At 59.8% G+C, this 26,353-nt stretch carries 21 protein-coding genes and 2 pseudogenes; 15 read left to right on the forward strand and 8 right to left on the reverse strand.

Going from position 1 to position 26,353, the window contains the following annotated elements:
- Nucleotides 1-34 precede the first annotated feature (34 nt).
- Genes ACQZ2L_RS13520 through ACQZ2L_RS13530 form a run of 3 tightly spaced genes read right to left on the reverse strand, consistent with a single transcriptional unit; the run spans nt 35 to nt 4,330 of the window.
- On the reverse strand, nt 35-1,780 hold the full coding sequence (locus ACQZ2L_RS13520; RefSeq protein WP_430326578.1) for a LeoA/HP0731 family dynamin-like GTPase: 1,746 nt from the start codon (nt 1,778-1,780) through the stop codon (nt 35-37).
- A complete protein-coding gene (locus ACQZ2L_RS13525; RefSeq protein WP_430326580.1) occupies nt 1,767-3,398 on the reverse strand; it encodes a GTPase in 1,632 nt (543 codons plus the stop codon). The genes ACQZ2L_RS13520 and ACQZ2L_RS13525 overlap by 14 nt, the downstream gene beginning before the upstream one ends.
- 56 nt (nt 3,399-3,454) lie before the next feature.
- Nucleotides 3,455-4,330 carry a hypothetical protein gene (locus ACQZ2L_RS13530; protein WP_430326582.1) on the reverse strand — a complete coding sequence of 292 codons (876 nt, stop codon included), beginning with the start codon at nt 4,328-4,330 and terminating at the stop codon, nt 3,455-3,457.
- A gap of 666 nt (nt 4,331-4,996) precedes the next feature.
- On the opposite strand from ACQZ2L_RS13530, the gene ACQZ2L_RS13535 reads away from it, so the two are divergent.
- From ACQZ2L_RS13535 to ACQZ2L_RS13545, 3 genes are all read left to right on the forward strand, one after another.
- Nucleotides 4,997-5,671, forward strand: coding sequence for a hypothetical protein (locus tag ACQZ2L_RS13535; protein ID WP_430326584.1), 675 nt, complete (start codon nt 4,997-4,999; stop codon nt 5,669-5,671).
- A 78-nt stretch (nt 5,672-5,749) separates the two neighbouring features.
- The gene (locus ACQZ2L_RS13540) at nt 5,750-6,805 is read left to right on the forward strand and encodes a hypothetical protein (protein ID WP_430326586.1); all 1,056 of its coding nucleotides are present in this window, start codon (nt 5,750-5,752) and stop codon (nt 6,803-6,805) included.
- A gap of 404 nt (nt 6,806-7,209) precedes the next feature.
- Complete coding sequence (locus tag ACQZ2L_RS13545; protein ID WP_430326588.1) at nt 7,210-9,036, forward strand: DUF262 domain-containing protein; 1,827 nt, start codon at nt 7,210-7,212, stop codon at nt 9,034-9,036.
- A 497-nt stretch (nt 9,037-9,533) separates the two neighbouring features.
- On the opposite strand, the gene ACQZ2L_RS13550 is transcribed toward ACQZ2L_RS13545, so the two are convergent.
- A complete protein-coding gene (locus ACQZ2L_RS13550) occupies nt 9,534-9,827 on the reverse strand; it encodes a hypothetical protein (RefSeq protein WP_430326590.1) in 294 nt (97 codons plus the stop codon).
- A gap of 161 nt (nt 9,828-9,988) precedes the next feature.
- Complete coding sequence (locus ACQZ2L_RS13555; protein WP_430326592.1) at nt 9,989-10,867, reverse strand: helix-turn-helix transcriptional regulator; 879 nt, start codon at nt 10,865-10,867, stop codon at nt 9,989-9,991.
- A 360-nt stretch (nt 10,868-11,227) separates the two neighbouring features.
- Here ACQZ2L_RS13555 and ACQZ2L_RS13560 point away from each other — a divergent pair, with 360 nt between their 5' ends.
- Entirely contained in the window at nt 11,228-11,473 is a 246-nt protein-coding gene (locus ACQZ2L_RS13560) for a hypothetical protein (protein WP_430326594.1), read from the forward strand.
- A gap of 83 nt (nt 11,474-11,556) precedes the next feature.
- Here the strand turns inward: ACQZ2L_RS13560 and ACQZ2L_RS13565 are convergent, their stop codons facing one another.
- Nucleotides 11,557-12,498 carry a helix-turn-helix domain-containing protein gene (locus ACQZ2L_RS13565; protein ID WP_430326596.1) on the reverse strand — a complete coding sequence of 314 codons (942 nt, stop codon included), beginning with the start codon at nt 12,496-12,498 and terminating at the stop codon, nt 11,557-11,559.
- 339 nt (nt 12,499-12,837) lie between these two features.
- Here ACQZ2L_RS13565 and ACQZ2L_RS13570 point away from each other — a divergent pair, with 339 nt between their 5' ends.
- From ACQZ2L_RS13570 to ACQZ2L_RS13620, 11 genes and pseudogenes are all read left to right on the forward strand, one after another.
- Entirely contained in the window at nt 12,838-13,023 is a 186-nt protein-coding gene (locus tag ACQZ2L_RS13570; protein ID WP_430326598.1) for a hypothetical protein, read from the forward strand.
- Nucleotides 13,023-14,081: an aliphatic aldoxime dehydratase gene (gene oxdA, locus ACQZ2L_RS13575; protein ID WP_430326600.1), complete on the forward strand. Its 1,059-nt coding sequence runs from the start codon at nt 13,023-13,025 to the stop codon at nt 14,079-14,081. The genes ACQZ2L_RS13570 and oxdA overlap by 1 nt, the downstream gene beginning before the upstream one ends.
- A 92-nt stretch (nt 14,082-14,173) precedes the next feature.
- Nucleotides 14,174-15,040 carry a transporter gene (locus tag ACQZ2L_RS13580; protein WP_430326602.1) on the forward strand — a complete coding sequence of 289 codons (867 nt, stop codon included), beginning with the start codon at nt 14,174-14,176 and terminating at the stop codon, nt 15,038-15,040.
- Between the two features lie 36 nt (nt 15,041-15,076).
- Nucleotides 15,077-15,601: a group 1 truncated hemoglobin gene (locus ACQZ2L_RS13585; RefSeq protein WP_314877176.1), complete on the forward strand. Its 525-nt coding sequence runs from the start codon at nt 15,077-15,079 to the stop codon at nt 15,599-15,601.
- Nucleotides 15,602-15,790: 189 nt separating this feature from the next.
- Nucleotides 15,791-17,305 (forward strand): amidase, encoded by a 1,515-nt coding sequence (locus tag ACQZ2L_RS13590; RefSeq protein WP_430326603.1) that lies wholly within the window; start codon nt 15,791-15,793, stop codon nt 17,303-17,305.
- A gap of 87 nt (nt 17,306-17,392) precedes the next feature.
- On the forward strand, nt 17,393-17,974 hold the full coding sequence (nthA, locus tag ACQZ2L_RS13595; RefSeq protein WP_430326604.1) for a nitrile hydratase subunit alpha: 582 nt from the start codon (nt 17,393-17,395) through the stop codon (nt 17,972-17,974).
- A gap of 39 nt (nt 17,975-18,013) precedes the next feature.
- Entirely contained in the window at nt 18,014-18,676 is a 663-nt protein-coding gene (nthB, locus tag ACQZ2L_RS13600; protein ID WP_430326605.1) for a nitrile hydratase subunit beta, read from the forward strand.
- The gene (locus ACQZ2L_RS13605) at nt 18,673-19,929 is read left to right on the forward strand and encodes a GTP-binding protein (RefSeq protein WP_430326606.1); all 1,257 of its coding nucleotides are present in this window, start codon (nt 18,673-18,675) and stop codon (nt 19,927-19,929) included. Before nthB ends, ACQZ2L_RS13605 begins: the two co-directional genes overlap by 4 nt.
- 349 nt (nt 19,930-20,278) lie before the next feature.
- Nucleotides 20,279-20,938, forward strand: a pseudogene (locus ACQZ2L_RS13610) (PAS domain-containing protein); the annotation flags it as partial.
- Nucleotides 20,939-20,968: 30 nt separating this feature from the next.
- Nucleotides 20,969-21,229 (forward strand): annotated as a pseudogene (locus ACQZ2L_RS13615) (methyl-accepting chemotaxis protein); the annotation flags it as partial.
- Nucleotides 21,230-21,284: 55 nt separating this feature from the next.
- Nucleotides 21,285-22,925: an AMP-binding protein gene (locus tag ACQZ2L_RS13620; RefSeq protein WP_430326607.1), complete on the forward strand. Its 1,641-nt coding sequence runs from the start codon at nt 21,285-21,287 to the stop codon at nt 22,923-22,925.
- Nucleotides 22,926-23,097: 172 nt separating this feature from the next.
- On the opposite strand, the gene gabP is transcribed toward ACQZ2L_RS13620, so the two are convergent.
- Together gabP and gudD are read right to left on the reverse strand one after the other, a co-directional pair.
- Nucleotides 23,098-24,501 (reverse strand): GABA permease, encoded by a 1,404-nt coding sequence (gabP, locus tag ACQZ2L_RS13625; protein ID WP_430326608.1) that lies wholly within the window; start codon nt 24,499-24,501, stop codon nt 23,098-23,100.
- A 460-nt stretch (nt 24,502-24,961) separates the two neighbouring features.
- Complete coding sequence (gudD, locus tag ACQZ2L_RS13630; RefSeq protein ID WP_430326699.1) at nt 24,962-26,329, reverse strand: glucarate dehydratase; 1,368 nt, start codon at nt 26,327-26,329, stop codon at nt 24,962-24,964.
- Nucleotides 26,330-26,353: the final 24 nt, after the last annotated feature.

Here is a 26,353-nt window from a genome sequence, read left to right on the forward strand (position 1 = left end):
GTTAATCCAAAGCCAACTAGGCGTTCCTCTCACATCAAACCACCTGATACTCCCCCTCAATCGGCGCACGCGCGCCAAACGCCTGGCTCAAATGGCTTTCCAACTCCGCCAACTGCTCCTGCCGCCTGCGCAAGTCTTCCACGCTCCGCTCCTGCTCCAGCAGAATTTTCTCGAACGCTTTAATCTGCGGCGCGAAAATATCCATCACCTTTTCATGATCCTGAAGCAACTTCATCGGCTCAGCAAAGTGGCTCTTCACTACTTCAGCCAAGTCTTGTTGCAACTGTTTCAGCTCCGCCTCCGCACGTTGCTGCTGAACCACGCTGATGGTGTCGGTCAGCACCTGAATCCCCGCACCGATCGGCCCGGCCCAACGGCTGATATTGGCTGCTAGCTTGGTCGCTTCCCAGGGTTTGAATTTGTAAACGTAGCCCGTGAGGTTCTTTAGCGTTTCCCGCGCGAGAAACACCCCGTTCTTGATGCTTGCGACCGGAATCTTGGAAACCGCGCTCAACGCTCGGCTGGAGGCTGCCAAGGCGGAGGCTGCAATGCTGTCGGCGAAGTCGGAAGAACTGTCGAGCTGATGTTCGATCTTCGCGCTGATGCCATTCATGATGCTGGACGACTGGTTGAACGCGGTGCTGAACAGGTGATCGATGCGAAAACGCAACTTTTCGCCAATATCGTCCTTGGTGAAGCCAATTTTCGATTCCAGGAAAGCATGCACTTGGTCACGGGGCAACGTGCGAATGCAGTTGAGCAGGTCGGTTTCGAGGTTGTTTAGTTCCTCGTAGAGGTTGCCGACTGTAGCCAGGATCTTGCGCTTGCCCTCCGCAATGTCCTCTTGAATGCGCGCCGAATCGAGGCGCTGGTTATCGGCCAGTAACCTGAACTTGATCAGCTCGTCTTGAGCGACGGCGATCTTCTTGCCCAGTACATCGCGCACTACATCGATGCCGGTCTTTTTGATCAAGGTATCGCGGCCACCGCCGTCCAGCACTTGCTGAGTCACCAGCTTGAGTTCGCCGATACGCGAGCGCTGGTCGTAAAGGTCTTTTTGCTCCAGCCAGAACTCCAGTCCGCGACTGTTGGGGTTGGAGGCAACGCACACCACGTTGATCGCTTCGCGTTCTGCAGGCGTTAGCTCGACGAAGCGCTGAAGCTTGTTCAGCAGGTTCGTTTTCTTGATGGCGCTCTGTTGCTCGAAGTCTTCGGGGTCGCGCAAGTCGGCGACCTCATCCATTTTATTGATGACGAAAATGGTCGAGCTGAGTTTGTTCAGGTCGCGTAGCACCCAACGCACGATTTCTTGGTGGCTATCTTTCAGCGGGTTGGTGGCGTCGACGACGTAGAAAATCAGGTGCGCTTCGGAAATATAGTTCTTGGTGATATCGCCGTATTGCACCACGGCGCCATTTTCCGCGGCCTTCTCTTTGTCACCGAAGAGACCAGGGGTGTCGACAATTTCACAACGGTCCTGAAGGTTGTCAGGGCGGTAGATCGCCAGCGCGTCCGAGGACTCGTTGGTGTCGATCTTCATGTCCTTCATTACCTTGCCAAGCCAACCGGCAACCACGCTGGTTTTGCCATCAGAGAATGCCCCGAGCAAGGCGATACGCAGGGCATCGGACTGCACGTCACCAATGGCTTTCTCGATTTTGTCGATGTCTCGCGAAACATCCAGGCCCAATTCTTCAAGCGCGCCAACCAGCTTGCGCAGGTTGTCGAGCGACTTGATTACCTCGGTCTTGCTGGCGTTGAACTGTTTAAATTGTTCCATGGGGTTTGGCTTCCACTTGCTGTTTGAGGGCCTGGATCGAGGCAATTTTTTCATCGAGCAAGGCGGTGACATCGGCCATCTTCCGGCGCTCGTCTTTGAGCTGGCGCAGCACGCTGTCTTCGATCTGCTCGCCGATTTTCGCCAGCATCCCTTTGGTGTCGGTGGCGAACGTCTTGGTGACTTTTTCGCGCTCGGTTTGAATGGCCTTGGCCACCTGTTCCTGGGCTTCAGCGATTTTTTTGCCGCGCCCGCCAAAGAAGTAGCTCAGGCCCGCAGCCAACAGGCCGAACAAGCCGCCGACGATTATCCCGACTATGTTGCCTATCCCTGGGAATACGGTGCCTATGCCAAAACCGCTGAGTGCATAGCCGCCAACACTGAGCAGGAAGCTGCCGACGTCGGAGAAGTTGAAACTGATGGCGTCCATGGCGCTGGAGAGCGACAACGAGTTGTTCGCCGCTTCGCTCAACTGCTGCTGGAAGCTCACCCGCTTGGCATTTTCTTGCAGGCGTTTGAGCGCACGTTCGATGGCTTGGGTAAGGTCCTCGAGCAATTGCTGCTGGATGGCTTCCAAGCGCTCGCGTAGCCGATCCTGGCCTTCGCTGACATGTTGTTGAATCACCCGTTCCACATCATCTTTGTCGCTGAAATGCTCTTCAACCGCATCACGGGCTGCCGAGTTCAGTTCATTAAAGAAGCGGTCCAATGCGCTATTACGCTTGGAGGTGAAGCTGCTTTTGAGCTCTTCGAAGCTTTTGCCGATGACGTCCTGGCACTCCTGGACCTCGGCACCGATTTTCTCGGAGAAAGCCTGGTGCTCGTCTCGCTGCTTTTGCAGGTCATTGACGGTGTCTTGCAACAGGCGCAGCACTTTGCGCTTGTTGCTTTCGACAATGTCCACCTCGAAGTTGGCGCAGCTGTTGCCGATGACATCCTGCAATTGATCTAACCGGCTGAAGCTGCGCATGGCCTGCTGGCTGGTGAAGTCTTGCATGTAGGTGCGCTGCGACTTGAGCAAGTCGGTGCGGCTGGGGTGGATGCTGGTCAGGCCTCGCTGATCGATGGCCACGCTGGCAAAGCCCAGCAGCCCTTGCAGCGTTTGGCAGCCACTGACCAACTCGGCGCCGAGCATGTCCTCAAGCACTTCTTGGGTCTGGTCGCGCATCGCTGCCGCGTCTTTGTGGGTCTGCTCGAGCGACTCGCGGTCGCGCTCGAATTCGTAGGTGTCACCCTTGCCGCGCAAGTTGCAGATGGCATATACCTTGGCATCACGGTTCAGATAATGCTTGATCTTCTGCGCGGTGTTTTGTTCGGGCTTTTTGTTGGTGCCGTTCACGTAGAACACCAAATGAGCCTTGGCGATGGCCGCTTGCACCATCGCTTCGTATTTCTTTTCGTTGCCTTCGATGCCTGGCACGTCGATCAACTGGAACGACTTGCCTTGGTGAGTGAAGTGGTAAACGACGTTGTCCTGAGTGAAGTCTTCCTGACCGGTGCCGACGATTTCGCCATCGACTTGGCCGGCAACGCGCTGCAGGAGCTCAAGCTGTTGCTGTTGCTTCAGCAGAGTGGGCAGCCTGTCGCTGACCAGCTCGCTCAAAGAATGTTGTTCGCGCATAGGGAAGTCCGGAGTCTGTGGAATGAAAGTCAGTTCAAGCCGATCATCGCCCCGGCTCACATCAACTGCGCATAGCCCACGGCACCGGCAATGGCACCGATCACCACGCCACCGATCAGACCCAACCACAACTTCATTTTGCCACTCTGCTCAAGTGCTACGCGGGTGGCTTCGCCCTGGCGCTGGCTTTCGCTCAGCTGCGCTTGAGTTGCCTGCAACTGATTACCTTGCTCCGTCAGCTGTTGCTGGCTGCGCTGGAAATCGGCCCGCACGCCTTGCAGCTGAAGCTCTACCTGCTGCATCGCACTTTGAGTCTGAGTGAGCGTCAGTTGGCTTTGGTTTAACCGCGCCTCGCTGCCCTGCAGTGATTGGCGGGTGCTTTCCAGTTCGTTAGTCGCACTGGTCAGGCGCTCTTTGCTGTAAGTGAGATCCTGCTGGATGTGCGCCAATTGTTGGCGGGTACTCACCAAGTCGCGCTGGGTCTGATTGACCAGCGCCCCGATATCGTCGCCTAAGGTGGCGATGTCTTCGCAGAAACTCACGTAGCGTGTGCTGAGCTCTTCGATCAGCTCATCGCTTTTGCTAGAGAACACCACTTGGATGTCTTTGGCAGTTGCCTGGTTACGCTCGATCAGCGCCTGACGCTTCTTCTCTTCGAACAAGATCCGCAGGCTTTCGATGATGGTGCTCTTGCCGGCGTTGGTTTCGCCGAAGAATGCAATGGTGAAATTTTCCCACTCGGCGTGCTTCTCCAAATAGGTGATTTCGCCGTCGAAGCGCGACTTCATTTCGCCGAGCTTCTCCTTGACGCTGGCAAGGTGCGCGTTGCCTTTGTCGTTACTCACGTCCAGCCGGGAGACATCAGCCAGCGCGGTGGCAATGTCATTCGCTACCCGAGCGTACAGCTTGGAGAAATCTTGAGCCCTACTCATATCGTTCCCTGTTCATTTTAGGCCGGATCCAATTCCGCTCGGTAAATTGCATTTTGCCAGTACGGCTGTCAAGGGTACCCTCGGCACACCCACCCTCACCACTGAGCGACTTAACGTTGTTAAGTGCCGCTGAGTACTTCCCTGCATTCTTGCCCATTACACCGTGAAAGCAGCTGCACCACTCCCCGATGGCAGCGAGTCACTGGCTGGAGCAACAGTCTTACTCCAGCGGTACTTGGAGCACTCCAGCGTGTAAGGCGTGGGCGAATCGGGATCAGTCGTTCTCCTTTTGCTTGATGCTAGCGCTCATCCGGTCCACCTGCGCTTAGAGCTTCCCGCTTATACGCTGCTCGGCGAGCAGACTACTTTTTATTGCGGCGCCCTCTCTAGAACACCTTGGCCCAGGTATATCGAATCGCTGAAGCTGGCCTATGCGTACACACTGATGGCAGGTCGTGCCCCCAACTTGATCGCGCTGAGATGTCTTCGCCCAACCGGCTGATCCGTCATAAAACATCTGTCCGGGGAAGGCCCTGACATAGCGAATGCCCACTCGCTCAAGATCACCCCTCTTTCATAGCCCGTCCGTTCCACTCGACACTCACAAAGCAATTAGCCATCATCGCTCCTGCTAGTAACCAGCCCCCGCATCGGACGCGCCTCCCCATGAACATCATGAACGTAATGCCCCAACTCTCCCTCTCCCCTTCCGGCCCAGTGAATGAGCACAACGAGCCAGTCCACTTCCGCCAAGGCGACCTCGATGGCGCCTGCGGCCCCTACAGCTTAATGATGGCCCTCGTCGCCAATGGAATCGTCTCCCGTTCCGAGGCCATCGCCTTGGGCCAGCACGACGGTCGCACCCGCTTAGGCAAATTCCACAATCGACTGATGGAGTTCGGCGGCCTGATCAACAACGGCACAGACGAATACGACCTGGACTGGCTGCTCGACTGCTTCCGCAACCAAGTCAGCCTCAAAAAGTTCGAAGGCACCACTCGCTCGCTGGTCAGCGCTCTGGTCGATGCCGTCACCGCAGGCTATTCCACTATCGTCGGCGTTGACTGGCCGGGCGGCGACGGCCATTGGCTGCTGGTAGTGGGATATCAAGGCCAACTCGTCGACCTCCCCAATGGCAACACCACGACCAACGTCACCCACCTCCTCTGCTTGGACCCTTTCCTAGAAGCGCCCAGAGTGGCGCTGTGGAACGCCGTACTGGAAGTACAAACAGCCGATGGCACGGTGGTGAACGCCGGACGCTACCCTTCGAACCACTGGGGTGCGGTGGAGCCGACCAAGTGCAGGATTACCAATGGACAGGGGATTGGCAAGCGGTAGATGGCTGCCGTTCTAACTGGCATGACCACCTGCGCATCCATCAAGCAGCATCCACACTCAGTACAAGGAAAAGCTCCCATGACGTTGCACGAGGCGATCATTCTAGAAGTTGAACAGGGAGCGTTACCCCCTCAGTTCAGAGCCACGGACCTGTTGGGAATGAAGCGTCGCGTCATTCGCCGTACATCTAAGGGAGACGCTGAGTTTTTTCGGGTTGGCTTTGGCTTCTTCAGGGAAAGCAACATTCGCGCGCAGATGGCCAACGCGGCTCAGGGCACGGGCCATTGGGTCAAAGCGGGTAAGGCGCCGCTCTACAGACGCATTGGGAAGGGGCTTTATGAGATCTTGGGCTTGAACGAGCAAGAGGAAACCTCCGACCAGGCCCAAGCCTTCAAGCCCATGTCCAACCTGGCGAGTCCGCACGTCGCGCCACCCATCGAGGCGCTCTTGGTGAATCATCTGATCCACACACCCTTCCAAATCTTCGACCGCAAGCGCCGCACGCTTTACCCCAAAAAACCGGTGACTGGTTTCAAGGCGCGCGTTGACAACTACTTCTGGCCAACACCAGCTACAGACTTCGTTGCCACGGAAAAAGTCCTTAACGGTTTCATTGCTAGAGCGCGCACGCTGTCCGCAGACCTGAACCTCCATTCGGCAGCAGTCCTTCAGCTGTTCGCTGATATCTGCAAGTGGGGGGGAGTACGCTTGCCCACGCAAGATGCCCAAGTTGTGGTCGCCAATCTGCTTCGCGCCAAGCGCCGCAACCGCAAGCACCTTGCCGCGACGAACAGCGCCTGGACCAAGTTGTATGCGATTTTCTATCCCGATGACTTCCTGATCCATGACTCGCGCGTGGCCACTGCATTTATCGGGCTGGCTGAGGACGCCTTGTCACAGGCTGAGATCGCGCTATTGCGTCAGCGCTACCCGGCACTGGGCAGAGTGGGTGGACGCGGCGGTTCACGCCCTCGAGCGACCCGTCTTGCCTGGCGCAATGCCTACACCTGCTGGGCAGCCCAGCTTGATGCCAATGCGTTAGGCCATGCCATGCTGGCGGCCCTAAACCAGCTAGGTCACGGGCCTTACAAATTGCGTCATCTTGAGGCGGTGTTGTTCATGGAGGGATACTGATTGCCCGGACCCACTGGTCGCCGTTCCCTCAACTGGGTTTGGGTGACACAAGTGCAAGTACTTGCACCGCCAAAACCCAGTGTCGATCAACGCTTGTTCACGAGGACCACTCCGAAAACGTGGATTTCATGAGCCGCCCTTACAACCGCTGTCCTAGACAGGTTCGTCTTCAGGTATTGCAGCTTCAAGCACCAGTAAATCCAAGAAGATGCTCCTGCGTCAATTCACGTGCCATTGGCATTACTAATCCTGATGATTAAACAGCTTCACCACAACTTTCCATGGCAAAGATGGCGAGGCTGGCGCCTGTATCACTTGATCTCAGAATACCATTGCAGCCTTACCGGTCCTCGGTTAACGTCAGTGAAATAGTCATGCGCCCCAAGGGCTCTAGGGAAAGAAAATTGGCCTATAAATCGAGCACGATCGCGAAGGTTATTCGACACCTTAATCGTGACTACTACCTCCCCGCTATTCAGCGACCCTACGTCTGGACGCCAGAGCAGATAGTTCGCCTATTCGACAGTCTGCTCAAAGGCTACCCAATCAGCTCGTTCCTGTTTTGGGACATCGATAGGCCGCAATCCAGTGAGTTGGACATCTACAAATTTATTGAAGACTTCAAGTATGGAGACTTCCATAATGAAATCGCTACCTCCGGCGGGGAACACCTTACCCTTGTGCTCGACGGGCAGCAGCGGCTGACTTCTCTGCTGATTGGTCTGCGGGGCACCTACAAGGTTAAACTCAAAGGCAGGCGCTGGCAGAACCCTGACTCTTGGGTGCGGCAGACCCTCTATCTTGACTTGCTGAAAGATGCGAGCAATGACGAAGTGGAGTCAGACATCACTTTCGGACTTGCGTTTTTTGCCGCCCCTCCAAGCGAGCACGACGGCAGTTACTGGTTCCCAGTCAGTCACATCATGCAATTCGATGATAAAGATCAATTTGATGAGTACTTGGAAAAATTACTCGACTTACTGGAATCGAAAGAGGTAGCGCGAGCTGACTGCCGAATCGTAGAGCGCAATCTCAAAAAGCTCTACCATTCTATTTGGGTTGATGAGTCCATTGCTTATTTCACTGAGACAAGCAAATCAATGGAGCGGGTACTGGATATCTTCGTGCGGGCTAACGAAGGCGGTACGAAGCTGAGCAAGTCGGATCTTCTACTTTCCACAATTACGACTATGTGGGGTGACTTAAATGCTAGAGAAGAAATCTATAATTTTGTCGATTATCTGAACACAGGACTCGCCCGCAATAACGCTTTCGACAAAGATTGGGTAATGAAGGCGTGCCTTGTTCTGTCTGACCTGCCCAATGCTTACAAGGTTTCAAACTTCACCAAGAAAAACCTAGATCTTATCCGTCAGAACTGGGAAGGGATAAAGTCCGCACTCGAGATGACAGTGCGCCTTGCGAATGATTTTGGTATAGATCGCGAGACGCTAACGAGTGCCAATGCCTTGCTTCCGATTGCCTATTATTTCTTCAAGACATCAGTGCGTTTCAACTCGACTGACGCTCAGCATGTAGATGCAATTAATGCCATGCACCGCTGGCTAGTTAAAACTTTGCTAGCAAGCACGTTTGGCGGCTCGTCTGATGGCACCATCAGTCAGTCCAGGAAAATCATCCAGGAAAGCCTAACTACGTCCAAAGAATTCCCTGAGAGGGCGCTTCTTGTTGGCTTGCGTCGTCAGAGCCAGATTGACTTCACCGACCCCAGAAGCTTGGATGACCTTCTCGCGCTGACTTACCACGACTGGACGACCTTCTTCGCGCTTTCCTTGCTCCATCCCACAAAACGTTGGGGTGCAGCTCAGTACCATGTTGATCACATTTTCCCTCAGGCAAGGCTCACCAGAGCTAAGCTTCTGGCCTCTGGGGTATCAGAGTGGGCACTTGAAGGATTCCAGGATGGTAAAGATCGTCTGGGCAACCTGCAGCTCTTGCCTTACCGAGACAATCTTGAGAAATCAGACAGTGCCTTTGAGGAGTGGCTGGCTGGGCGCAGTTCGGTTTTTGTAGAAGAACACTCAATTCCAGCCGACAGCAGTCTGTACAAGACCTCCCGATTTCTGGAGTTCCTCAAAGAAAGAGACAATCTGCTGAGGAAGCGCTATGCCGATATCCTCGGCTTCGGTGATCAATCGGGCACCATGGACAGTCATCGTGAAGATGCCGATGCCGATTTGGATGGAGATCTAAGCACCTCAAAAAAGTAGCAAGCTCGCTTGGCCTGGTGCCTCAAGCCAAGGATGGCTCGACTTTTTCTCCCGAACTCAAAAAGGCGGGGGGATATACAGTCGGCTGCAAAGGTAGCGAGCTTAAGATTGAGCATTTCTCAGAGGCTCTTGCTTATCTGCGCTCACAAACATCCGCCCACTGGCGCAGACCTAATGCTGAGGGGAATTGGGGAATCGTGAAGGCTGTTCGTTGGGTCGATATAACCGAACTCGGATGCGAAAGCTAGCAGCGCAGAGCCGGCGGGTGAAGCGTCCAGGTCTGACGGACGGGCACCCGCAGGGCCGAGCTATCACTCAAAGCGAGGGTCGATTCGGTACATCCGGCTGACAGGGGCACGACTATAAGTCGTTGAAGTGCCCCGACGTTCGTGCCAAGTCTGTTGCTTAAACGCAGATGATCGAATAATCGGATCTTCCGATTATTCCCACCACTCTGCCCAGATCGTCAACCGCCTGTTGTTGTCCGACCGCCGTCCTCAATCATGTCCACCATGCCCGGGTTTCACAATCCAACCATACACGCGCTTTACTGCAGAAAGCAGGTCCCAAGCCAGCGCTCCACCGATAACCGCGCCAGTCAGCCCGAACCTGAACACGGTCTGCTGCCAGTAATTAGAGCCGTCCAGCACCAGGTGCGCAAGCCAGCGCAAACTCAAGTCGTAGCGGGTCTGGTACGTGATTGAAAAGGCGATCAGGCAAAGCGCCATGGACCCGCAAAAAATAACGAAACCAAGCCTGTTAAGCGGTGTAGAAAATTTGGTGTTAAGCATCTGCGATCCCTCCTCCATTAGGGGGACGCATTCAATCAAGGCTAATGGCCATAATCAAGCATTGCCATGCACGGGCGGTGTCTTACGTTCGATTCCGTACGCGTTTTCACCTGCGCAACGTGCACAGCCACATGCGCTAACTCCGTAGCGCCTACCCCATTTCAGTCAATATAAAGCCAAGGCCGCAACTGCGCCCGATTAGCCAGCACCAACTGCTGCGCCTCCGGCTTCGGGTCATTAACATTCGGATTGATCTGAAACCTCTGCACCACATACTTGACCAGCGCCTGCGGCGTCCGCACCACCAACTGCCCATCAGTCATCCCATAATCCACCTCCATGATCGCCCGCTGCGCCGGGTTAAGCCGCTCATCCGGCTTGAAGATCACGTCGATCTGCGTGTTCCACTCCTCGTCCCGCTCAATGCCGTCATCGGTAAATTCATCACGCAACTCCGGCTCACCTCTAAAGCGGCTCAACACAAAGTCCCGATACTTGCCGTTCTTCTCGCAATACGCCCGCACATGCCAGCGCATGCCGGTGTACACCAGGGTGTGCGGCGCGATGGTCCGGCCCTCGAGTTCTGGCGTGCTGAACGAGACATACTCGATATCCAACCGACGCTTTTCCCGGCACGCCTTGAGCAAAGGTCGCAGTACCTCGGGTTTCACCGAGCGATCCGGAACCTTCAGCACCGCGGTATGGGCATACGCCAGCGCCAGCCCTTCGATATGCGGCGCGCGTCCGTTGTTCTGGTTGAGCAGGTCCAGGTAGGCGCTGGCACTGTCATCGATAAACAGCGGGCGGAACTGCTTGGTAGGGACGTAGCCTTTGATGTGCTTGTCGTATACCAGGTTTTTCGAGGCGTAGTCGGTGATGTAGGTGTTGATGTCCTTCGATGCTTGCTGGCGGCTGATGCCGAAGCTCTGCATGAGGTGGTTGGTGGTCAGCCTGCCTTCCCACCACACAACCGTCTCGATCAGGCGGTAGCGCAGCGCCAGGTCCCAGCGGGTCTGTTCCATACGTTGCGTGCGTTTCATCTGGCCTCGCGGATCAGAGCACCATGGTGTGCTCAGTGGAATGACGTGTCTTGAAAGACTACGTGTCTGGCGTGAGCTAAATCAAGTGTCGGAGGGTATGTAAACAAACTGGGCATAGGTGTGGATGATCCAGCAATGGCCCCGGTCTCCCCGCTCTGCGCGCTGAAGGTCAGTACCTTCAGTGGCTCCAGTCTACCAAGTGATGGCAATTTGCTTCTTGGAGCGGGAATGGCTGCGAAGGACTTGAGCCCTCGAACCTGCTTGATTCGTTTACCTGTACAGGCAAACAATATCGACATGTAGCTATTCTAGACATATCGTTTGGCTTAACGGCATTTAGCCATTACCCAAGGAAGCGACATGGACACTCTCGAAATCACCCTGCTGGCCGTGACCGGTCTCACCCTGATCATCGCCGGCCTGCATCACGCTCGCTTGAGTGAAGTGTGGAACTTGCTGCAGAGCGACCGCACCCTGGAGCGCAATTCGCGGATTCATAAGGAGGAAAACAACGAGCTGCGCTCCGCGCTGCGGGCGGAGCGCGAGCATGTGAGCCAGTTGCAGCGTCAGGTCGAGCTGTTGCTGGGGTTGGTGCCTGAGCGCTGAGAGACAGGCCGGTGGCCGCGTGCATGAACATGCTGCGAAACCAGCGTAACTACCAAGGGGTACAGCGGTGCATCACCGGGTAGTTACGCACCACTCTTCGGCAACAACGTATGCGGCGCCACCCCAAACGCCTTCCTAAACGCATGACTAAAATGCGAAAAATCCGAAAACCCAAACTCCAACGCCGCCTGCGACACACTCCTAACCTGCCCACACTCAATCGCCGCCCGGCTAGCATTCAGCCGTTCCTTCCAAATCTCCGCCACCGGCGACTTCTGATGCCGGGCAAACGCCCTGGTCACCGTCCGCGTGGACACATGATGCGCCAGCGCAATCGTCTCGATCGACAACTCTGGCTCAGTCAAATGCCGCTGTATGTAGTTCATGATCCGCCCATACAAATCCAGCTCTTGATGGGTGGTCTTCAGGTCCTGCAGTTCCAGGCTGAGCACCAGCAAATCAATGATGGTGTTGGAGTAGCGCCGGGAGATGCCTTCATCCTGCAGCAGCGCGACTGAGCTGGCCGCCTGGCCGATCATCTGGCGCAGGGGGATGACGCCGGGGCGGGTTTCGTCGAGCACCAGGGCGGTGAAGTCGCCGATGCGCGGCAGGCGTTGGGCGAGCAGTGGGCGGGGGATGCGGATCAGGTGGTTTTCGGTACCACCTAGGCTGAAGCGGAAGGGTCGGGTTGCGTCGTAAAGAAACAAATTGCCGGCGCTGAGGCTGGCTTTGCGGGTGTGTTGTTCGATTTCGCCGTGGCCGTCTAGGGTGAAGCCGAGCCAGATGTCTTCGGCGGGGTCGCTGCGCAAATGCTGCTCGGAGCGCACCCAATGATGCAGCGGCGACGACAGCGTGGTGATGTCCAGGGGGCCAATTCCGTTGACCTGCAGCGCACCTTCGAAATCGCTCTGCGACGAGGGTTTGCTGTCTGCCGACAGGCAATGGCGGCAGACCACTTCTCGCCAGTAATCAAAGCGGCGAGCGGGTGAAACGGCAAGGGTGGAATACTGGTTGGTCTCAGCCATGATGGCGCTCACCTTGATGCAACAACGGGAGAAAACGGGGCACTGTTACCGTGGGTGGTACAGGCAATAAACACGCCAGGGGGGTGGTTGGCGCGAGAGTGTCTACTGCGGGATTGCGCAAAGGTGTGGCTGTTAACAGCATCCACCTCCCTCCCCATTTCAGGGCAAAAGTCCGGTTTTGCCTGGTGCGCCGCACCCTCTTGGTTCGTGTTCAAGCGGGTGTTTTGGTGCTGTCTTTTTTAACCAAACGATTGTCCTTGCGAACAAAGCGGGGGTGGTCAGTGGTGCCTAACTTTGACCTTACGGCGAATCAGCAACCCATGCCGATGAGGTGAGCCCATGCAATTCAAACAACAACAGCAAGTGGCCGATGAGTTCAGGTGGCTGCACATGCGTGACCTGGCGCCCGAAGAGTTTCTGTCGTGGCTGCTCGAGTGGGGGGCCTGTGCAGTGCGGGCCCGGCTGGCGAATGCCGCCCTTAAAACTGAGCGTGTGCCTGAAAATAAAATAATGAGGAGCCTGTGATGGAGTCTGCAATCGACAAACACCTCAAGTGCCCGCGCACGTTGTCGCGCCGGGTGCCTGATGATTACCAGCCGCCGTTCCCGATGTGGGTGGGCCGGGCTGATGAGCAGTTGACGCAGGTGGTGATGGCTTATCTGGGCGTGCAATACAAAGGTGACGGCCAGCGTGAGCAGGCCTTGCAGGCGATGCGTGACATCGTTGCCAGCTTCAGCCTGGCCGACGGCCCGTTGACCCACGACTTGACCCACCACACCGACAACAGCGGCTACGACAACCTGATCATCGTCGGCTACTGGAAGGACGCCGGCGCTTATTGCCGCTGGGTGCGTTCGGCCGAGGTGGAGGGCTGGTGGAGTTCGCCGCAGCGCTTGAATGATGGCCTGGGTTATTACCGTGAAATCTCCGCGCCGCGGGCTGAGCAGTTCGAGACGCTGTATGCGTTTCAAAGCGACTTGCCGGGTGTTGGTGCGGTGATGGACAACACCAGTGGCGAGATCGAAGAGCACGGTTACTGGGGCTCGATGCGTGACCGTTTCCCGGTGTCGCAAACCGACTGGATGAACCCTGACGGCGAGCTGCGGGTGGTGTCTGGTGACCCGGCCAAGGGCGGTCGGGTGGTGGTGGTCGGCCATGACAATATCGCGTTGATTCGCTCGGGCCAGGACTGGGCCGCAGCGGAGGCGGCGGAGCGTTCGTTGTACCTGGATGAGATCTTGCCGACCTTGCAGGACGGTATGGATTTCTTGCGTGATAACTGCCAGCCGTTGGGCTGTTACAGCAATCGCTTCGTGCGCAATATCGATGCGCACGGCAACTTCCTCGACATGAGTTACAACATCGGCCACTGGCGCTCGGTAGAAAAGCTCGAACGCTGGGCGGAATCACACCCGACACACTTGCGCATCTTCGTCACCTTCTTCCGGGTGGCGGCGGGGCTGCAGAAGTTGCGCCTTTACCACGAGGTGTCGGTGTCGGATGCAAGCAGCCAGGTGTTCGAATATATCAACTGCCACCCGCACACGGGCATGTTGCGTGACGCGCAAGTAAGCACCAACTAACAAACGACTCCACGTTTAGCCCTGCACCTGCCGTTATTACGGCAGCGGGGCTCTTTTTGCCCGAATTTGGGCTCACAATAAGGACTCAGTCCATGAAACAGCTCCGTTACCTGATGCTCGCGGCAGCCGCGCCGTGCCTGTCTGTGCAGGCAGTTGAAGTTTCGCCGGGGGATTACGAAGTGCTGCCGGCGGATAAAACCTTCGGTGTGGTCTATTACCAGCACTCCACTACCGACAGCGCCTACGCCCAGGGCCACAAATCCAGCTCGGACTTCAACCTGACTTCTGACGTCGGCATCCTGCGTTTGCTGCACGTCTATAAGTTGACCGATCGGCTGACCATCGAGCCGCAGTTCCTGCTGCCGTTCGGCCATGTTTCCGGCGGCGGCGACGCCTCGGCGCTGGGCAGCACCAGCGGTATCGGTGACCTCATCCTCACCGCGCCACTGAAGTACCGCTTGAACGAAGCCAACGACACGGTCGGCGCCACGGTTTACCTGATCGCCCCCACCGGTAACTACGACCGCAAAGACGCGCTCAACCTAGGCGAGAACCGCTGGAAGGTCGACTTGCAGGCGGCGTACATCAAGCACTTTGGCGAGAAGTGGGCAGTCGACGTGGTCGGCGATGCGATCTGGTACGGCGACAACGATGACTTCGGCGCCAACTCGGTGCGCCGTGAACAGGACATGTCCTACGCCGCGCAGTTGATGGGGCGCTACATCATCGACCCGGGCACGTCCCTGGCCCTTGGTTTTGGCCACACCTGGGGTGGCGAAAACAAAGTTGATGGCACCTCCCAGGATGACCGCGGCGAAACCACCAATGTCCGCGTCACCGCGACCAAGTTCTTTACCGCTCAGGACCAGCTGCAGATGCAGCTGGGGCGTGACCTTGCGGTAGAAAACGGCCCGAAAGAGAACTTCCGCCTGAACCTCAGGTATGTCCGGGTCTTTTAACCGTCTGCCAATCCTCAGCTGAAATGGAGCACTCCCATGACTGACCAAAACGCCTCTACCGAACAACAACCTTCGCTGTACACCCGCCTGGGCGGCTACGACGTGATCTACCAGTTCGCCGGTGCGGTATTGCGCAAGACCATGGGCCACCCGGCCATTGGCCATATCTGGGCGCATATGTCCGAGTCGACCTTCCAGAAAGAGCACATCAACTTTGTCGACTTCCTCTCTCAGCACTGGGGCGGCAGCGCCAAGTACCGCGGCCGCGACATGGTCACCGCGCACCGCGGCATGGGCCTGACCGAGGTGCACTGGCAAGCCACGCTGGACTGCCTGGAGGAGTGCTACAACGACTACAACCTGGCGCCGGAGCTGCGCGAGGAGGTCAACGCCTTCCTGATCAAGTTCAAGCCGGCGGTGATCGGCAGCCCGTCCTACCGTGACGTGGTGCTGGCCAACCCTGAGATGGACCCAGCCAAGGGCATGAAGAGCGTCGGCGTGGTCTGGCCCGCGCGCGGCGAAGCGGCGGCGCAGGCCGCGGTGCCCAAGCTCGAGTCGTAACAGCGCTCGGCCATCTAGATGAGGCTCAGCACCTGGCGCAAGGCAGTCCTGCTCAACCAAGCGACTGTCCTGCTCAACCAAGTGCCGCCCGCGCGCTGGCGCTAGCTTAGTAGCAGGCCCAGCCGCGGCGGGCCTCTCGCACAGGCATTTGCCGGGCCCTGAGGCCTGGCATCGGAAACAGGACACACCATGGCCATCACCCGCCCGACGCTCGAACAACTGCAGGCCCTCGCCACGCGCCTGCATCTGCAGCTGACGCCCGAGCAAGCCAGCGAATATCTGGCGCTCATGCAGCCCAGCCTGGACGCCTACGACCTGGTCGACGAGCTGCCCGACTTCACCCCGCTGGTGCGCTACGAGCGCACCGCCGGCTATCGCCCGTCCAGCCGCGAAAACCCGCTGAACGCCTGGTACTACCGCACCGAAGTGATGGGCGCCAGCTCCGGCAAGCTGCTCGGTAAAACCGTTGCCCTGAAAGACAACATCTCCCTGGCCGGCGTGCCGATGATGAACGGCGCCGCGCCGCTGGCCGGCCATGTGCCGGCGTTCGATGCCACCGTGGTGACCCGTTTGCTCGACGCCGGGGTGACCATCCTCGGCAAGGCCACCTGCGAGCACTACTGCCTGTCCGGCGCCAGCCACACTTCGGACCCGGCGCCGGTGCACAACCCACTGCGCCCGGGCTTCAGCACGGGTGGTTCGTCGTCGGGCAGTGCGGCGCTGGTGGCGGCGGGTGAAGTCGACCTGGCGGTGGGCGGCGACCAGGGCGGTTCGGCGCGTATTCCTGCGGCGTGGTGCGGCATTTATGGCCTGAAGCCGACCTTCGGCCTGGTGCCGTATACCGGGGTGATGGCGGTCGAGGCGACCTTCGACCATGTCGGGCCGATGACCAACAACGTGCGCGACAACGCGCTGATGCTGGAAGTGATGGCCGGCGCCGATGGGCTCGATCCACGCCAGGGCACGCCTGCAATCGACGCTTACAGCCACTACCTTGATCGCGGTGTGCGCGGCCTGCGCATCGGCATCCTCAAACAAGGCTTCGAGCTGGCCAACCTCGACCCGCGGGTTGCCAAATCGGTGCGCACCGCCATCACCCAGTTCGAAGCGTTGGGCGCGCTGGTCGAGGAAGTCTCGGTGCCCGAGCACACCCTGGCCGGCACATTGTGGGGCCCGATCGGCTGCGAAGGCCTGACCATGCAGATGATGCACGGCAACGGCGCGGGCTTTAACTGGAAGGGGCTGTACGACGTCGGCCTGCTCGACAGACAGGTCGGCTGGCGCACCCAGGCCAACGCCCTCTCGCCGTCGCTCAAGCTGTGCATGCTGGTCGGGCAGTTTGGCCTCGATCACTACCACGGCCGTTACTACGCCAAGGCGCAGAACATCGCCCGCTTCGCCCGCGCCGGTTACGACAAGGCGCTGGAGGAATACGACCTGCTGGTGATGCCGACCGTGCCGATCATCGCCCAGCCGCTGCCAGCGGCGGATTGCTCGATCACCGAGAACGTCTCGCGGGCATTGGAAATGCTAGGTAATACCGCCGCCCAGGACATCACCGGCCACCCGGCCATGTCGATCCCCTGCGGTTTGGTCGACGGCCTGCCCGTTGGGCTGATGCTGGTCGGCAAGCATTACGCCGAGGGCACAATTTACCAGGCGGCGGCGGCATTCGAAGGCGCGGTGGACTGGCGCACGCTGTAAGCAAGCGCCAGCCGCTACGCCCCGGCAACACCACAACTAGAACAGCAACATCCTTCAACAACCGTGTTGAACGAGAGGAGTAATCCCATGACGGCAACATCAACCCCGGGTGAGCGGGCGCGGGCACTGTACGCAGTGCTCAAGCACAAAGACCTCATCCCCGAAGGCTACATCGAGCAGCTCACCCAGCTGATGGAACACGGCTGGAGCCCGGACAACGGCGCGCGCATCGTCGCCAAGGCCTGGGTCGATCCGGCCTTCCGCGAGCTGCTGCTCAAGGACGGCACCGCCGCCTGCGCGCAGTTCGGTTTCACCGGACCGCAGGGCGAATACATCGTCGCCCTGGAAGACACCCCGCAGCTTAAAAACGTGATCGTCTGCAGCCTGTGCTCCTGCACCAACTGGCCGGTGCTGGGCCTGCCGCCCGAGTGGTACAAGGGCTTCGAGTTCCGTGCGCGGCTGGTGCGCGAGGGGCGCACGGTATTGCGCGAGCTGGGCACCGAGTTGCCGGAAGACGTGGTGATCAAGGTCTGGGACACCAGCGCCGAAAGCCGTTACCTGGTGCTGCCACTGCGGCCAGCGGGCTCCGAGCACATGAGCGAAGAGCAGCTGCGCCAACTGGTCACCAAGGACGTGCTGATCGGCGTCGCCCTGCCGCGTGTCGGCTGAGCAAAGCGCCCAACCCCCTACCCTTGCGGAGTGTTCAAAATGGATGGCTTTCACGATCTCGGCGGTTTCCAGGGCTTTGGCAAAGTGCCCCACCGCATCAACAGCCTCAGCTACAAGCAGGTGTTCAAGCAGGACTGGGAGCACCTGGCCTACAGCCTGATGTTCATTGGCGCCGACCACATGGGCAAGTTCAGTGTCGACGAAATCCGTCACGCCGTGGAGCGCATCGATGTGCGCCAGCATGTCGGCACCGAGTACTACGAGCGCTACGTCATCGCCACCGCCACCCTGCTGGTGGAGACCGGCGTCATCACCCAGGCCGAACTGGATGAAGCCCTTGGCTCGCACTTCAAGCTGGCCAACCCGGCCCATGCCCAGGGCCGCGAAGCGATCACCGGGCGCCCGCCGTTCGAAGTCGGCGACCGGGTCATCGTGCGTGATGAATACGTCGCCGGGCATGTGCGCATGCCGGCCTATGTGCGCGGCAAGCAAGGCGTGGTGCTGCACCGCACCACTGCGCAGTGGCCGTTCCCGGATGCGATTGGCCACGGCGACCGCAGCGCGGCGCATCAGCCGACCTACCACGTCGAGTTCCGGGTAAAGGACCTGTGGGGCGACGCCGCCGACGATGGCCTGGTGGTGGTCGATTTGTTCGAAAGCTACCTGGACAAGCTCGACAGCCCGCGAGCGGTGCACGCATGACCGCCGGCGCCCAGGCAGGCCGACTGCCGGTGACGGTCCTTTCCGGCTTCCTCGGCGCAGGCAAGACCACCCTGCTCAACCATATCCTGCGCAACCGCCAGGGTTTGAAAGTGGCGGTGATCGTCAACGACATGAGCGAGGTCAACATCGACGCCGCCGAGGTGCAGCGTGATGTAACCCTGCACCGTGGCCAGGACGAATTGATCGAGATGAGCAACGGCTGCATCTGCTGCACCCTGCGCGCCGACCTGCTCGAGCAGATCAGCGCGTTGGCGCGCCAGCAGCGGTTTGATTATCTGCTGATCGAGTCCACCGGGATTTCCGAGCCGATGCCGGTGGCCGAGACCTTTGCCTTCCTCGACACCGAAGGTTTCAGCCTCAGCGAACTGGCGCGGCTGGACACTTTGGTAACCGTGGTCGATGCCAGCCAGTTTCAGACCTTGCTCGACTCGCCGGAGACCGTCGAGCGTGCCGACGCCACTGCGCCGCGGCGCCCGTTGGCTGACCTGCTGATCGAGCAGGTCGAGTACGCCAACGTGATTCTGGTGAACAAGTGCGACCTGATCGACGACGCGCACTACCAGACGCTGCGGGCGGTGCTGGCCGGTCTCAATCCCGGCGCGCAGATCCTGCCGATGGTAGCCGGGAATGTTGAACTGTCCACCATCCTCGGCACCCAGCTGTTCGACCTGCCCAGCCTGGCCGCCGCGCCCGGTTGGATGAAGCAGATGGACGCCGACGACACTCCCGCCGCCGAGTCGGACACCTACGGCGTGACTTCGTGGGTGTATCGCGAGCGCGCGCCGTTTCACCCGCAACGCTTGCTCGAATTTCTCTCCCGCCCGTGGAGCAATGGCCGCCTGCTGCGCAGCAAAGGCTACTTCTGGCTGGCCAGCCGCCACCGCGAAATCGGCCTGCTGGTGCACAGCGGCAAGCAGTTTCAGTGGGACTACGTCGGCCACTGGTGGAACTTCATCGACCCGTCGCAGTGGCCGCAGGACAAGTACCGCCTGCAAGGGATCATGGCCAAGTGGGACAGCATCGTCGGCGACTGCCGCCAGGAGCTGGTGTTCATTGGCCAGGACCTCGATACCGAGGCGTTACAACGCGAGCTCGACCACTGCCTGTTGAGCGCAGACGAAATCGCTACCGGCCCGTCGGCCTGGCCGGCACTGCCCTGGGCGAGCGGCTTTGACAACCTCGCCTTGTCGGCCAGCCAGACGCAGCCATCACCGGCTGCTGCCGCTATCTAGTTGGAGATGTAGCATGCTGTTTTTCAATCGCACCAGCCGCTGGGTACTGGCCCCACTCGCCGACCGCCTCGACCAGCCCGACCAGCCGAGTACGCCGCTGTCGTCGGGCAACCCGCTGCTGCGGCGCATCCTCACCGGCGTCGAGCAGTTGCTGCAGGAGCGGCGCACGCTCAAAGAGCAGGCTCGCGAACTCGCCGCGCAGGTGAGTCAACTGCAACAGCGCCTGGCTGATCGCGACGAACAGGCGCAGCAGTTGCAAGCACGCTGGACGTTGGTCACCGAAGGGGCGGATGCGTTGTTCTGGCAACTGCATTTGACTGGCACAGGCACGGCTGCGCCAGAGTGCGCGATGGAGTGGACGGGCTCTTCAGTGCAGGCGCTGCACTTGCCTCAGTTGGGCCAGTGGAACGAACAGCTGCACCCATCCGATCGCCACGCCCATCAGCAAGCCCTGGCCCGGCACCTCGCCGACCGCAGCGGGCGCACGCCGTTTGTGCTGGATGTACGCATGAAATTCACCGCCGGCGGCGACTACCGCTGGTGCCGGGTCAGCGGCAGTTCGCTGCGTGACGCCAACGGCGTTGCCATCGCCACGGCGGGAACCCTGCGGGACATCCACGAGCAACAGTTGCACATCCAAGAGCTGGAGCTGGCCGCCGAACGTTTCGACATTTCCCGCGAAATGCTCCACGACGGCCTGTGGGATATCGAAGTCGTCGCCGGCGACCCGGCCAACCCGAGCAACACCATCTGGTGGTCGTCGCAGATGCGCCGGCTGCTCGGCTGCAGCACCGTCGAAGAATTCCCCAACACCCTGGAAAGCTGGACCTCGCGCCTGCACCCGGACGACAGCGCCCGCGCCATCGCCGCGTTTGTCGCCCATGTCGACGATCGCAGCGGCAACACCCCGTTCGATGTCGAGTACCGCCTGCGCCACCAAAGCGGCGCCTACCGCTGGTTCCGCGGCCGCGGGCAAACCCGGCGTGCTGCAGATGGCGCGCCTTTGCGGGTAGTCGGAGCTATAACTGATATCCATGCCCGCCATGAAGAAAGCACCATCCGCGAGGCACAGGCGCAACAACATCAGGTGATGCAGGAGACCCTCGGCAAACTGACCCACATCGTCGCCACCATCCAGGGCATCGCCAGCCAGACCAACCTGCTGGCCTTGAACGCCGCCATCGAAGCGGCCCGCGCAGGCGAAGCCGGGCGTGGTTTTGCGGTGGTGGCCGACGAGGTGCGCAAGCTGGCCACGCGCACCAGTCAGGCAACCCAACAAGCAGCGCAGATGATCGACCGCTAATCCAGCGCCAGCGCGGCGTTAAAGATTCCAAACAATAACAATCAGGTACTTTATGCGCGATTACGACTCAGCAGTGACTTCCTTCAATTACCATCAGCTGGCCGCGCAAGACCTGCACGGCGAGCTGGCCGCGATGAACGCCTGCATCGAATGCTGCGACCGCCACGCCTACAGTGACGCCGTGGCGTTGTACTGCGAAACCCGCGATGGCCGTGCTACCCAGCACACTTTCAGCGAGTTGCAGATTCAGGCCGCGCAATTCGGAAATTTTTTGCGCAGCCAGGGCGTCAAGCCGGGCGACCGCGTCGCCGGGCTGATGCCGCGCACGGCTGAGCTGCTAATTGCCATTCTCGGCACCTGGCGCATCGGCGCGGTCTATCAGCCGTTGTTCACTGCGTTCGGCCCCAAGGCCATCGAACAACGCCTGAGCTGCTCCAAGGCGCGCTGGCTGCTCACCGACCCGCACAACCGCTCCAAGCTCGACGACATCGCCGACTGCCCGAACATCATCGTGGTTGGCGCCGACCGGCTGGACCTGGACGACTACGACTTCTGGGACGTGCTGTCCCAGCATTCGGCTGACTGCCCGCCGGCGCTGCTCGACGGCAACGCGCCGTTTCTGCTGATGTGCACCTCCGGCACCACCGGCCCGGCCAAACCGCTGGAAGTGCCCCTGCGCGCCATCCTCGCGTTCAAGAGTTATATGCGCGACGCCATCGAGCTGCGCGACGACGATCGCTTCTGGAACCTCGCCGACCCTGGCTGGGCTTACGGCCTGTACTACGCCGTCACCGGCCCGCTCGCCTGCGGCCAGGCCACGCTGTTCTACGACGGCCCGTTCTCGGTCGAAAGCACCAGCCGCCTGATCAACAAATATGAGATCAGCAACCTCGCCGGCTCCCCCACCGCGTACCGCTTGCTGATCGCCGCCGGTGCCGAATTCTCCGATGCCATACGCGGCAAACTGCGCGCCGTCAGCAGTGCCGGCGAGCCGCTCAATCCGCAGGTGATCCGCTGGTTTGCCGAAGAGCTCGGCGTGGTCATTCACGACCACTACGGCCAGACCGAAGTCGGCATGGTGCTGTGCAACCACCACGGCCTCAGCCACCCGATCCGCGAAGGCTCAGCCGGTTACGCCGTGCCGGGTTGCCGCATCGTGGTGCTGGATGAACAACGCCGCGAGCTGCCACCGGGGCAGCCGGGCGTGCTCGCGGTCGATCGCAAGCGCTCGCCGCTGTGCTGGTTCGACGGCTACTACGGCATGCCGACCAAGGCCTTTGTCGACCACTATTACCTGAGTGGCGATATCGTCGAGTTGAATGACGATGGCAGCATTAGCTTTGTTGGCCGCAACGACGACGTGATCACCACCTCCGGTTATCGCGTCGGCCCGTTCGATGTCGAGAGCGCGCTGATCGAACACCCGGCGGTGGTTGAAGCCGCCGTGATCGGCAAACCCGACCCGCAGCGCACCGAGTTGATCAAAGCGTTTGTGGTGTTGCACAGCGGACATGCACCGAGCCCAGAGCTGGCCGAAGTGCTACGCCTGCACGTACGCAACCGCCTGGCTGCGCATGCCTATCCACGCGAGATCGACTTCGTCGAGCAACTGCCGAAGACCCCGAGTGGCAAGTTGCAGCGGTTTATCCTGCGTAACCAGGAGATAGCCAAGCAGCAGCCAGTCGAGAGCTGAACTCCAGGTATAACGAGGTCCGCGTAGGAGCGGCCTTGTGTCGCGAAAGGGGCGCGCAGCGGCCCCAGGATTTGTGCCACACCGCATAATCGCCGGGCAAGCTACGCTGGCCTTTCCGACCGGTCCGGCGCCCCGGCAAGGCCGCTCCTACAGGAGTCCGCGCATGGGTATCCTACGCGGCGTCTGTGAGCGGTTTGGCTGCAGCGGTGCGGCCATGCCCGCGAGTAGTGATGATGCCGAGGAAAGAGATGACGATCGCCAGCCCCAGCGTCGCCGAAACTTCGGCACGGTGCTCTGGGGTATACATCATCACGCTCAACGCCGCAGCGATGAACAGGATCACGAACCAGGTCAGGTACGGGAACAGCCACATGCGGAACTTGAGCTCAGTGTTCTCCCGCTCCAGGCGGCGGCGCATGCGCAGCTGCGAGATGGCGATGACCATGTACACCAGCAGCGCGATGGCGCCGGAGCTGGCCAGCAGGAACTCGAACACGCCGGCCGGGGCGAAGTAGTTGAGGATGGCAATCGCGGCGCCGATCAGGGTACTGCCGAACACCGCAGCACGCGGCACGCCAACCTTGGAGGTGTTTTTCAGCAGGGCCGGGGCGTCGCCGCGTTTGGCCAGCGAGTACATCATCCGCGAGGCGATGTAGATCGACGAGTTCATGCAGCTGGCCACGGCGACCAGCACCACGAAGTCGACCATGAACGCAGCGTTGGGGATGTTCATGATTTCCAGTGCGCGCTGGTACGAGCCGACGACTGCCAGTTGCGGGTCATTCCACGGCACGATCGAGATGATCACGAAGATCGACAGGATGTAGAAGGTGCTGATCCGCCAGATCACCGAGCGAGTGGCCTTGGCGATGTTGCGCGATGGGTCGCTGGACTCGGAGGCGGCGATGGTCACTGCCTCGGTGCCGATGAAGCTGAACATCACGGTGATGAACGCGCCGATGACAGCCGACCAGCCCTTCGGCGCAAAGCCGCCGTACTCGTCTACCAGCGTGCTAAGGCCGCTGACTTCGCGGTTGGGCAGCCACCCCAGCAACGCAGCAAAGCCCAGCCCGATAAAACCGAGAATGGCCACGACCTTGAGGATGGCAAACCAGAACTCGAACTCGCCGTACTTGGCCACGCTGAACAGGTTGGTGCCGGCCAGCAGAATGATCGAGGCCAGGGCAAAGATCCAACTGTCCACCTGCGGGAACCAGGCGTTGAGCACGTGCCCGGCGGCAAGGGCTTCGATGGGGATGACCAGGACCCAGAACCACCAGTACAGCCAGCCGATGGTATAGCCGGCCCAGCGGCCGATGGCCTGGTCGGCGTAAGTTGAAAACGAACCGGTGTCGGGGTGCGCGACGGCCATTTCGCCGAGCATGCGCATCACCAGCACCACCAGGGTACCGGCAACGAAATAAGAAATGATGGTGGCTGGGCCGGCTGCCGCAATGGCATGCCCGGAGCCGACGAAGAGCCCCGCGCCGATAATGCCGGCGATGGACAGCATCGTGACGTGACGGGGTTTGAACCCTTGCGCGAGGTTACTTCCAGCAGATCCCACGGTGTTCATTGATCTTGTTCTCTTTTTGCTGACACAAGGAAGGACGGGCAGGCGTAGGCGAAAATAATCTCCTTCGAATACAAGGGGGTAGGCACATTCTGTGTGCGCCTGGCGGGACGTTTTACACGCTTTGCAGAGCAGCGCGCCAGCTCGAATGCACATCCATTTAACCGGGCAAGAGCGGCTGGAAATTATGCGAGACCGCCTCGCAGGTGCGCGATCACGACACCCGATATCGAATCGCGGCAGATGTCGTGAATGGCATGTCTGATTGCGGCATGCATCGCTGGGGTGGTAGCAGAAGTCAGGATTTTCTGTCGGGGTGGGATCGATGGGGGCCGCTGCGCGACCCTTTCGCGACACAAGGCCGCTCCTACAGGGGACCGCGTACCAGCTACTTGCGCGGCAAACTGTAGGAGCGGCCTTGTGTCGCGAAAGGGCTGCAAAGCAGCCCCCGGCTGCCTCAAACTCACCGCACCAGGCAGGGCCGCTTGTTATCAAAGCTCCAACCCGGGATCAGATACTGCATCGCCACCCCATCATCCCGTGCCCCCAAGCCCATATTGCGATAGCACTCATGCGCCTTGGCCAACTGATCTTCATCCAGCTCCACCCCCAACCCCGGCCGTGCCGGCACGCGCACATGGCCATCGACAATCCGCAACGGCTCACGGGTCAGACGCTGGCCGTCCTGCCAGATCCAATGCGTATCAATCGCCGTGATCTCCCCCGGCGCGGCAGCCGCCACCTGGGTGAACATCGCCAGGGAAATATCAAAGTGGTTGTTCGAATGCGAACCCCAGGTCAGGCCCCAGTCATGGCACATCTGCGCGACGCGCACCGAGCCTTGCATGGTCCAGAAGTGCGGGTCAGCCAAGGGGATGTCCACCGACTGCAACTGAATCGCATGGCCCATCTGCCGCCAGTCGGTGGCGATCATGTTGGTCGCCGTTGGCAGCCCGGTGGCGCGGCGGAACTCGGCCATTACTTCACGCCCGGAGTAACCGTTTTCGGCGCCGCAGGGGTCTTCGGCGTAGGCCAGCACATGGTGCTGATCGCGGCACAGGGCAATCGCTTCCTGGAGTGACCAGGCGCCGTTGGGGTCGAGGGTGATGCGCGCTTCCGGGAAGCGCTCGGCCAGGGCGGTGACCGCTTCGATCTCGTCCTCACCGCGCAGCACGCCACCCTTGAGCTTGAAGTCACTGAAGCCGTAACGGGCCTTGGCGGCTTCGGCCAGGCGCACAATCGCCTCCGGCGTCATGGCTTTTTCGTGCCGCACGCGCAGCCAGTCGTCATCGGCATCGTGTTCGTTACGGTAGGCCAGATCGGTCTGCTGGCGGTCGCCGATATAGAACAGGTAGCCAAGCATCTTCACTGCATCGCGCTGCTGGCCTTCGCCGAGCAAGGCGGCGATGGGCACGCCGAGGTGCTGGCCGAGCAGGTCGAGCAGCGCTGACTCGATGGCCGTGACCGCGTGTACGGTGATGCGCAGGTCGAAGGTTTGCAGGCCGCGGCCGCCGACGTCGCGCCCGGCAAAGGTCTGGCGCATGGCATTGAGCACGCGCTGGTAATGGCCGATGGGCTGGCCGATGACCAGGCTGCGGGCGTCTTCGAGGGTCTGGCGGATGGTCTCGCCACCAGGTACTTCGCCCACGCCGGTGTTGCCGGCGCTGTCGCGCAGCACAACGATGTTGCGCGTGAAGTACGGGCCATGGGCGCCGCTGAGATTGAGCAGCATGCTGTCGTGGCCGGCAACCGGCACGACGCGCAATTCGGTGACCACGGGGGTGCCTGTGTGAGCCTGGACTGCGCTCAAGGTGTCTGCTGGGCTGTGCATAGTCATTGTTGTTTTCCTGCCGGG

This window comes from Pseudomonas shirazensis, assembly GCF_050496565.1.
Classification (GTDB): Bacteria; Pseudomonadota; Gammaproteobacteria; order Pseudomonadales; family Pseudomonadaceae; genus Aquipseudomonas; species Aquipseudomonas shirazensis_A.

Bases quoted from the DNA above. Each gene is read 5' to 3' on its own strand.
- gudD (WP_430326699.1), bottom strand. From the start codon at position 26,329: ATGCACAGCCCAGCAGACACCTTGAGCGCAGTCCAGGCTCACACAGGC.
- ACQZ2L_RS13585 (WP_314877176.1), top strand. From the start codon at position 15,077: ATGACTGACCAAAACGCCTCTACCGAACAACAACCTTCGCTGTACACC.
- ACQZ2L_RS13540 (WP_430326586.1), top strand. From the start codon at position 5,750: ATGACGTTGCACGAGGCGATCATTCTAGAAGTTGAACAGGGAGCGTTA.
- ACQZ2L_RS13525 (WP_430326580.1), bottom strand. From the start codon at position 3,398: ATGCGCGAACAACATTCTTTGAGCGAGCTGGTCAGCGACAGGCTGCCC.
- ACQZ2L_RS13530 (WP_430326582.1), bottom strand. From the start codon at position 4,330: ATGAGTAGGGCTCAAGATTTCTCCAAGCTGTACGCTCGGGTAGCGAAT.
- ACQZ2L_RS13605 (WP_430326606.1), top strand. From the start codon at position 18,673: ATGACCGCCGGCGCCCAGGCAGGCCGACTGCCGGTGACGGTCCTTTCC.
- ACQZ2L_RS13560 (WP_430326594.1), top strand. From the start codon at position 11,228: ATGGACACTCTCGAAATCACCCTGCTGGCCGTGACCGGTCTCACCCTG.
- ACQZ2L_RS13565 (WP_430326596.1), bottom strand. From the start codon at position 12,498: ATGGCTGAGACCAACCAGTATTCCACCCTTGCCGTTTCACCCGCTCGC.
- ACQZ2L_RS13555 (WP_430326592.1), bottom strand. From the start codon at position 10,867: ATGAAACGCACGCAACGTATGGAACAGACCCGCTGGGACCTGGCGCTG.
- ACQZ2L_RS13590 (WP_430326603.1), top strand. From the start codon at position 15,791: ATGGCCATCACCCGCCCGACGCTCGAACAACTGCAGGCCCTCGCCACG.
- ACQZ2L_RS13570 (WP_430326598.1), top strand. From the start codon at position 12,838: ATGCAATTCAAACAACAACAGCAAGTGGCCGATGAGTTCAGGTGGCTG.
- ACQZ2L_RS13580 (WP_430326602.1), top strand. From the start codon at position 14,174: ATGAAACAGCTCCGTTACCTGATGCTCGCGGCAGCCGCGCCGTGCCTG.
- ACQZ2L_RS13550 (WP_430326590.1), bottom strand. From the start codon at position 9,827: ATGCTTAACACCAAATTTTCTACACCGCTTAACAGGCTTGGTTTCGTT.
- oxdA (WP_430326600.1), top strand. From the start codon at position 13,023: ATGGAGTCTGCAATCGACAAACACCTCAAGTGCCCGCGCACGTTGTCG.
- ACQZ2L_RS13535 (WP_430326584.1), top strand. From the start codon at position 4,997: ATGAACATCATGAACGTAATGCCCCAACTCTCCCTCTCCCCTTCCGGC.
- gabP (WP_430326608.1), bottom strand. From the start codon at position 24,501: ATGAACACCGTGGGATCTGCTGGAAGTAACCTCGCGCAAGGGTTCAAA.
- nthA (WP_430326604.1), top strand. From the start codon at position 17,393: ATGACGGCAACATCAACCCCGGGTGAGCGGGCGCGGGCACTGTACGCA.
- nthB (WP_430326605.1), top strand. From the start codon at position 18,014: ATGGATGGCTTTCACGATCTCGGCGGTTTCCAGGGCTTTGGCAAAGTG.
- ACQZ2L_RS13520 (WP_430326578.1), bottom strand. From the start codon at position 1,780: ATGGAACAATTTAAACAGTTCAACGCCAGCAAGACCGAGGTAATCAAG.
- ACQZ2L_RS13620 (WP_430326607.1), top strand. From the start codon at position 21,285: ATGCGCGATTACGACTCAGCAGTGACTTCCTTCAATTACCATCAGCTG.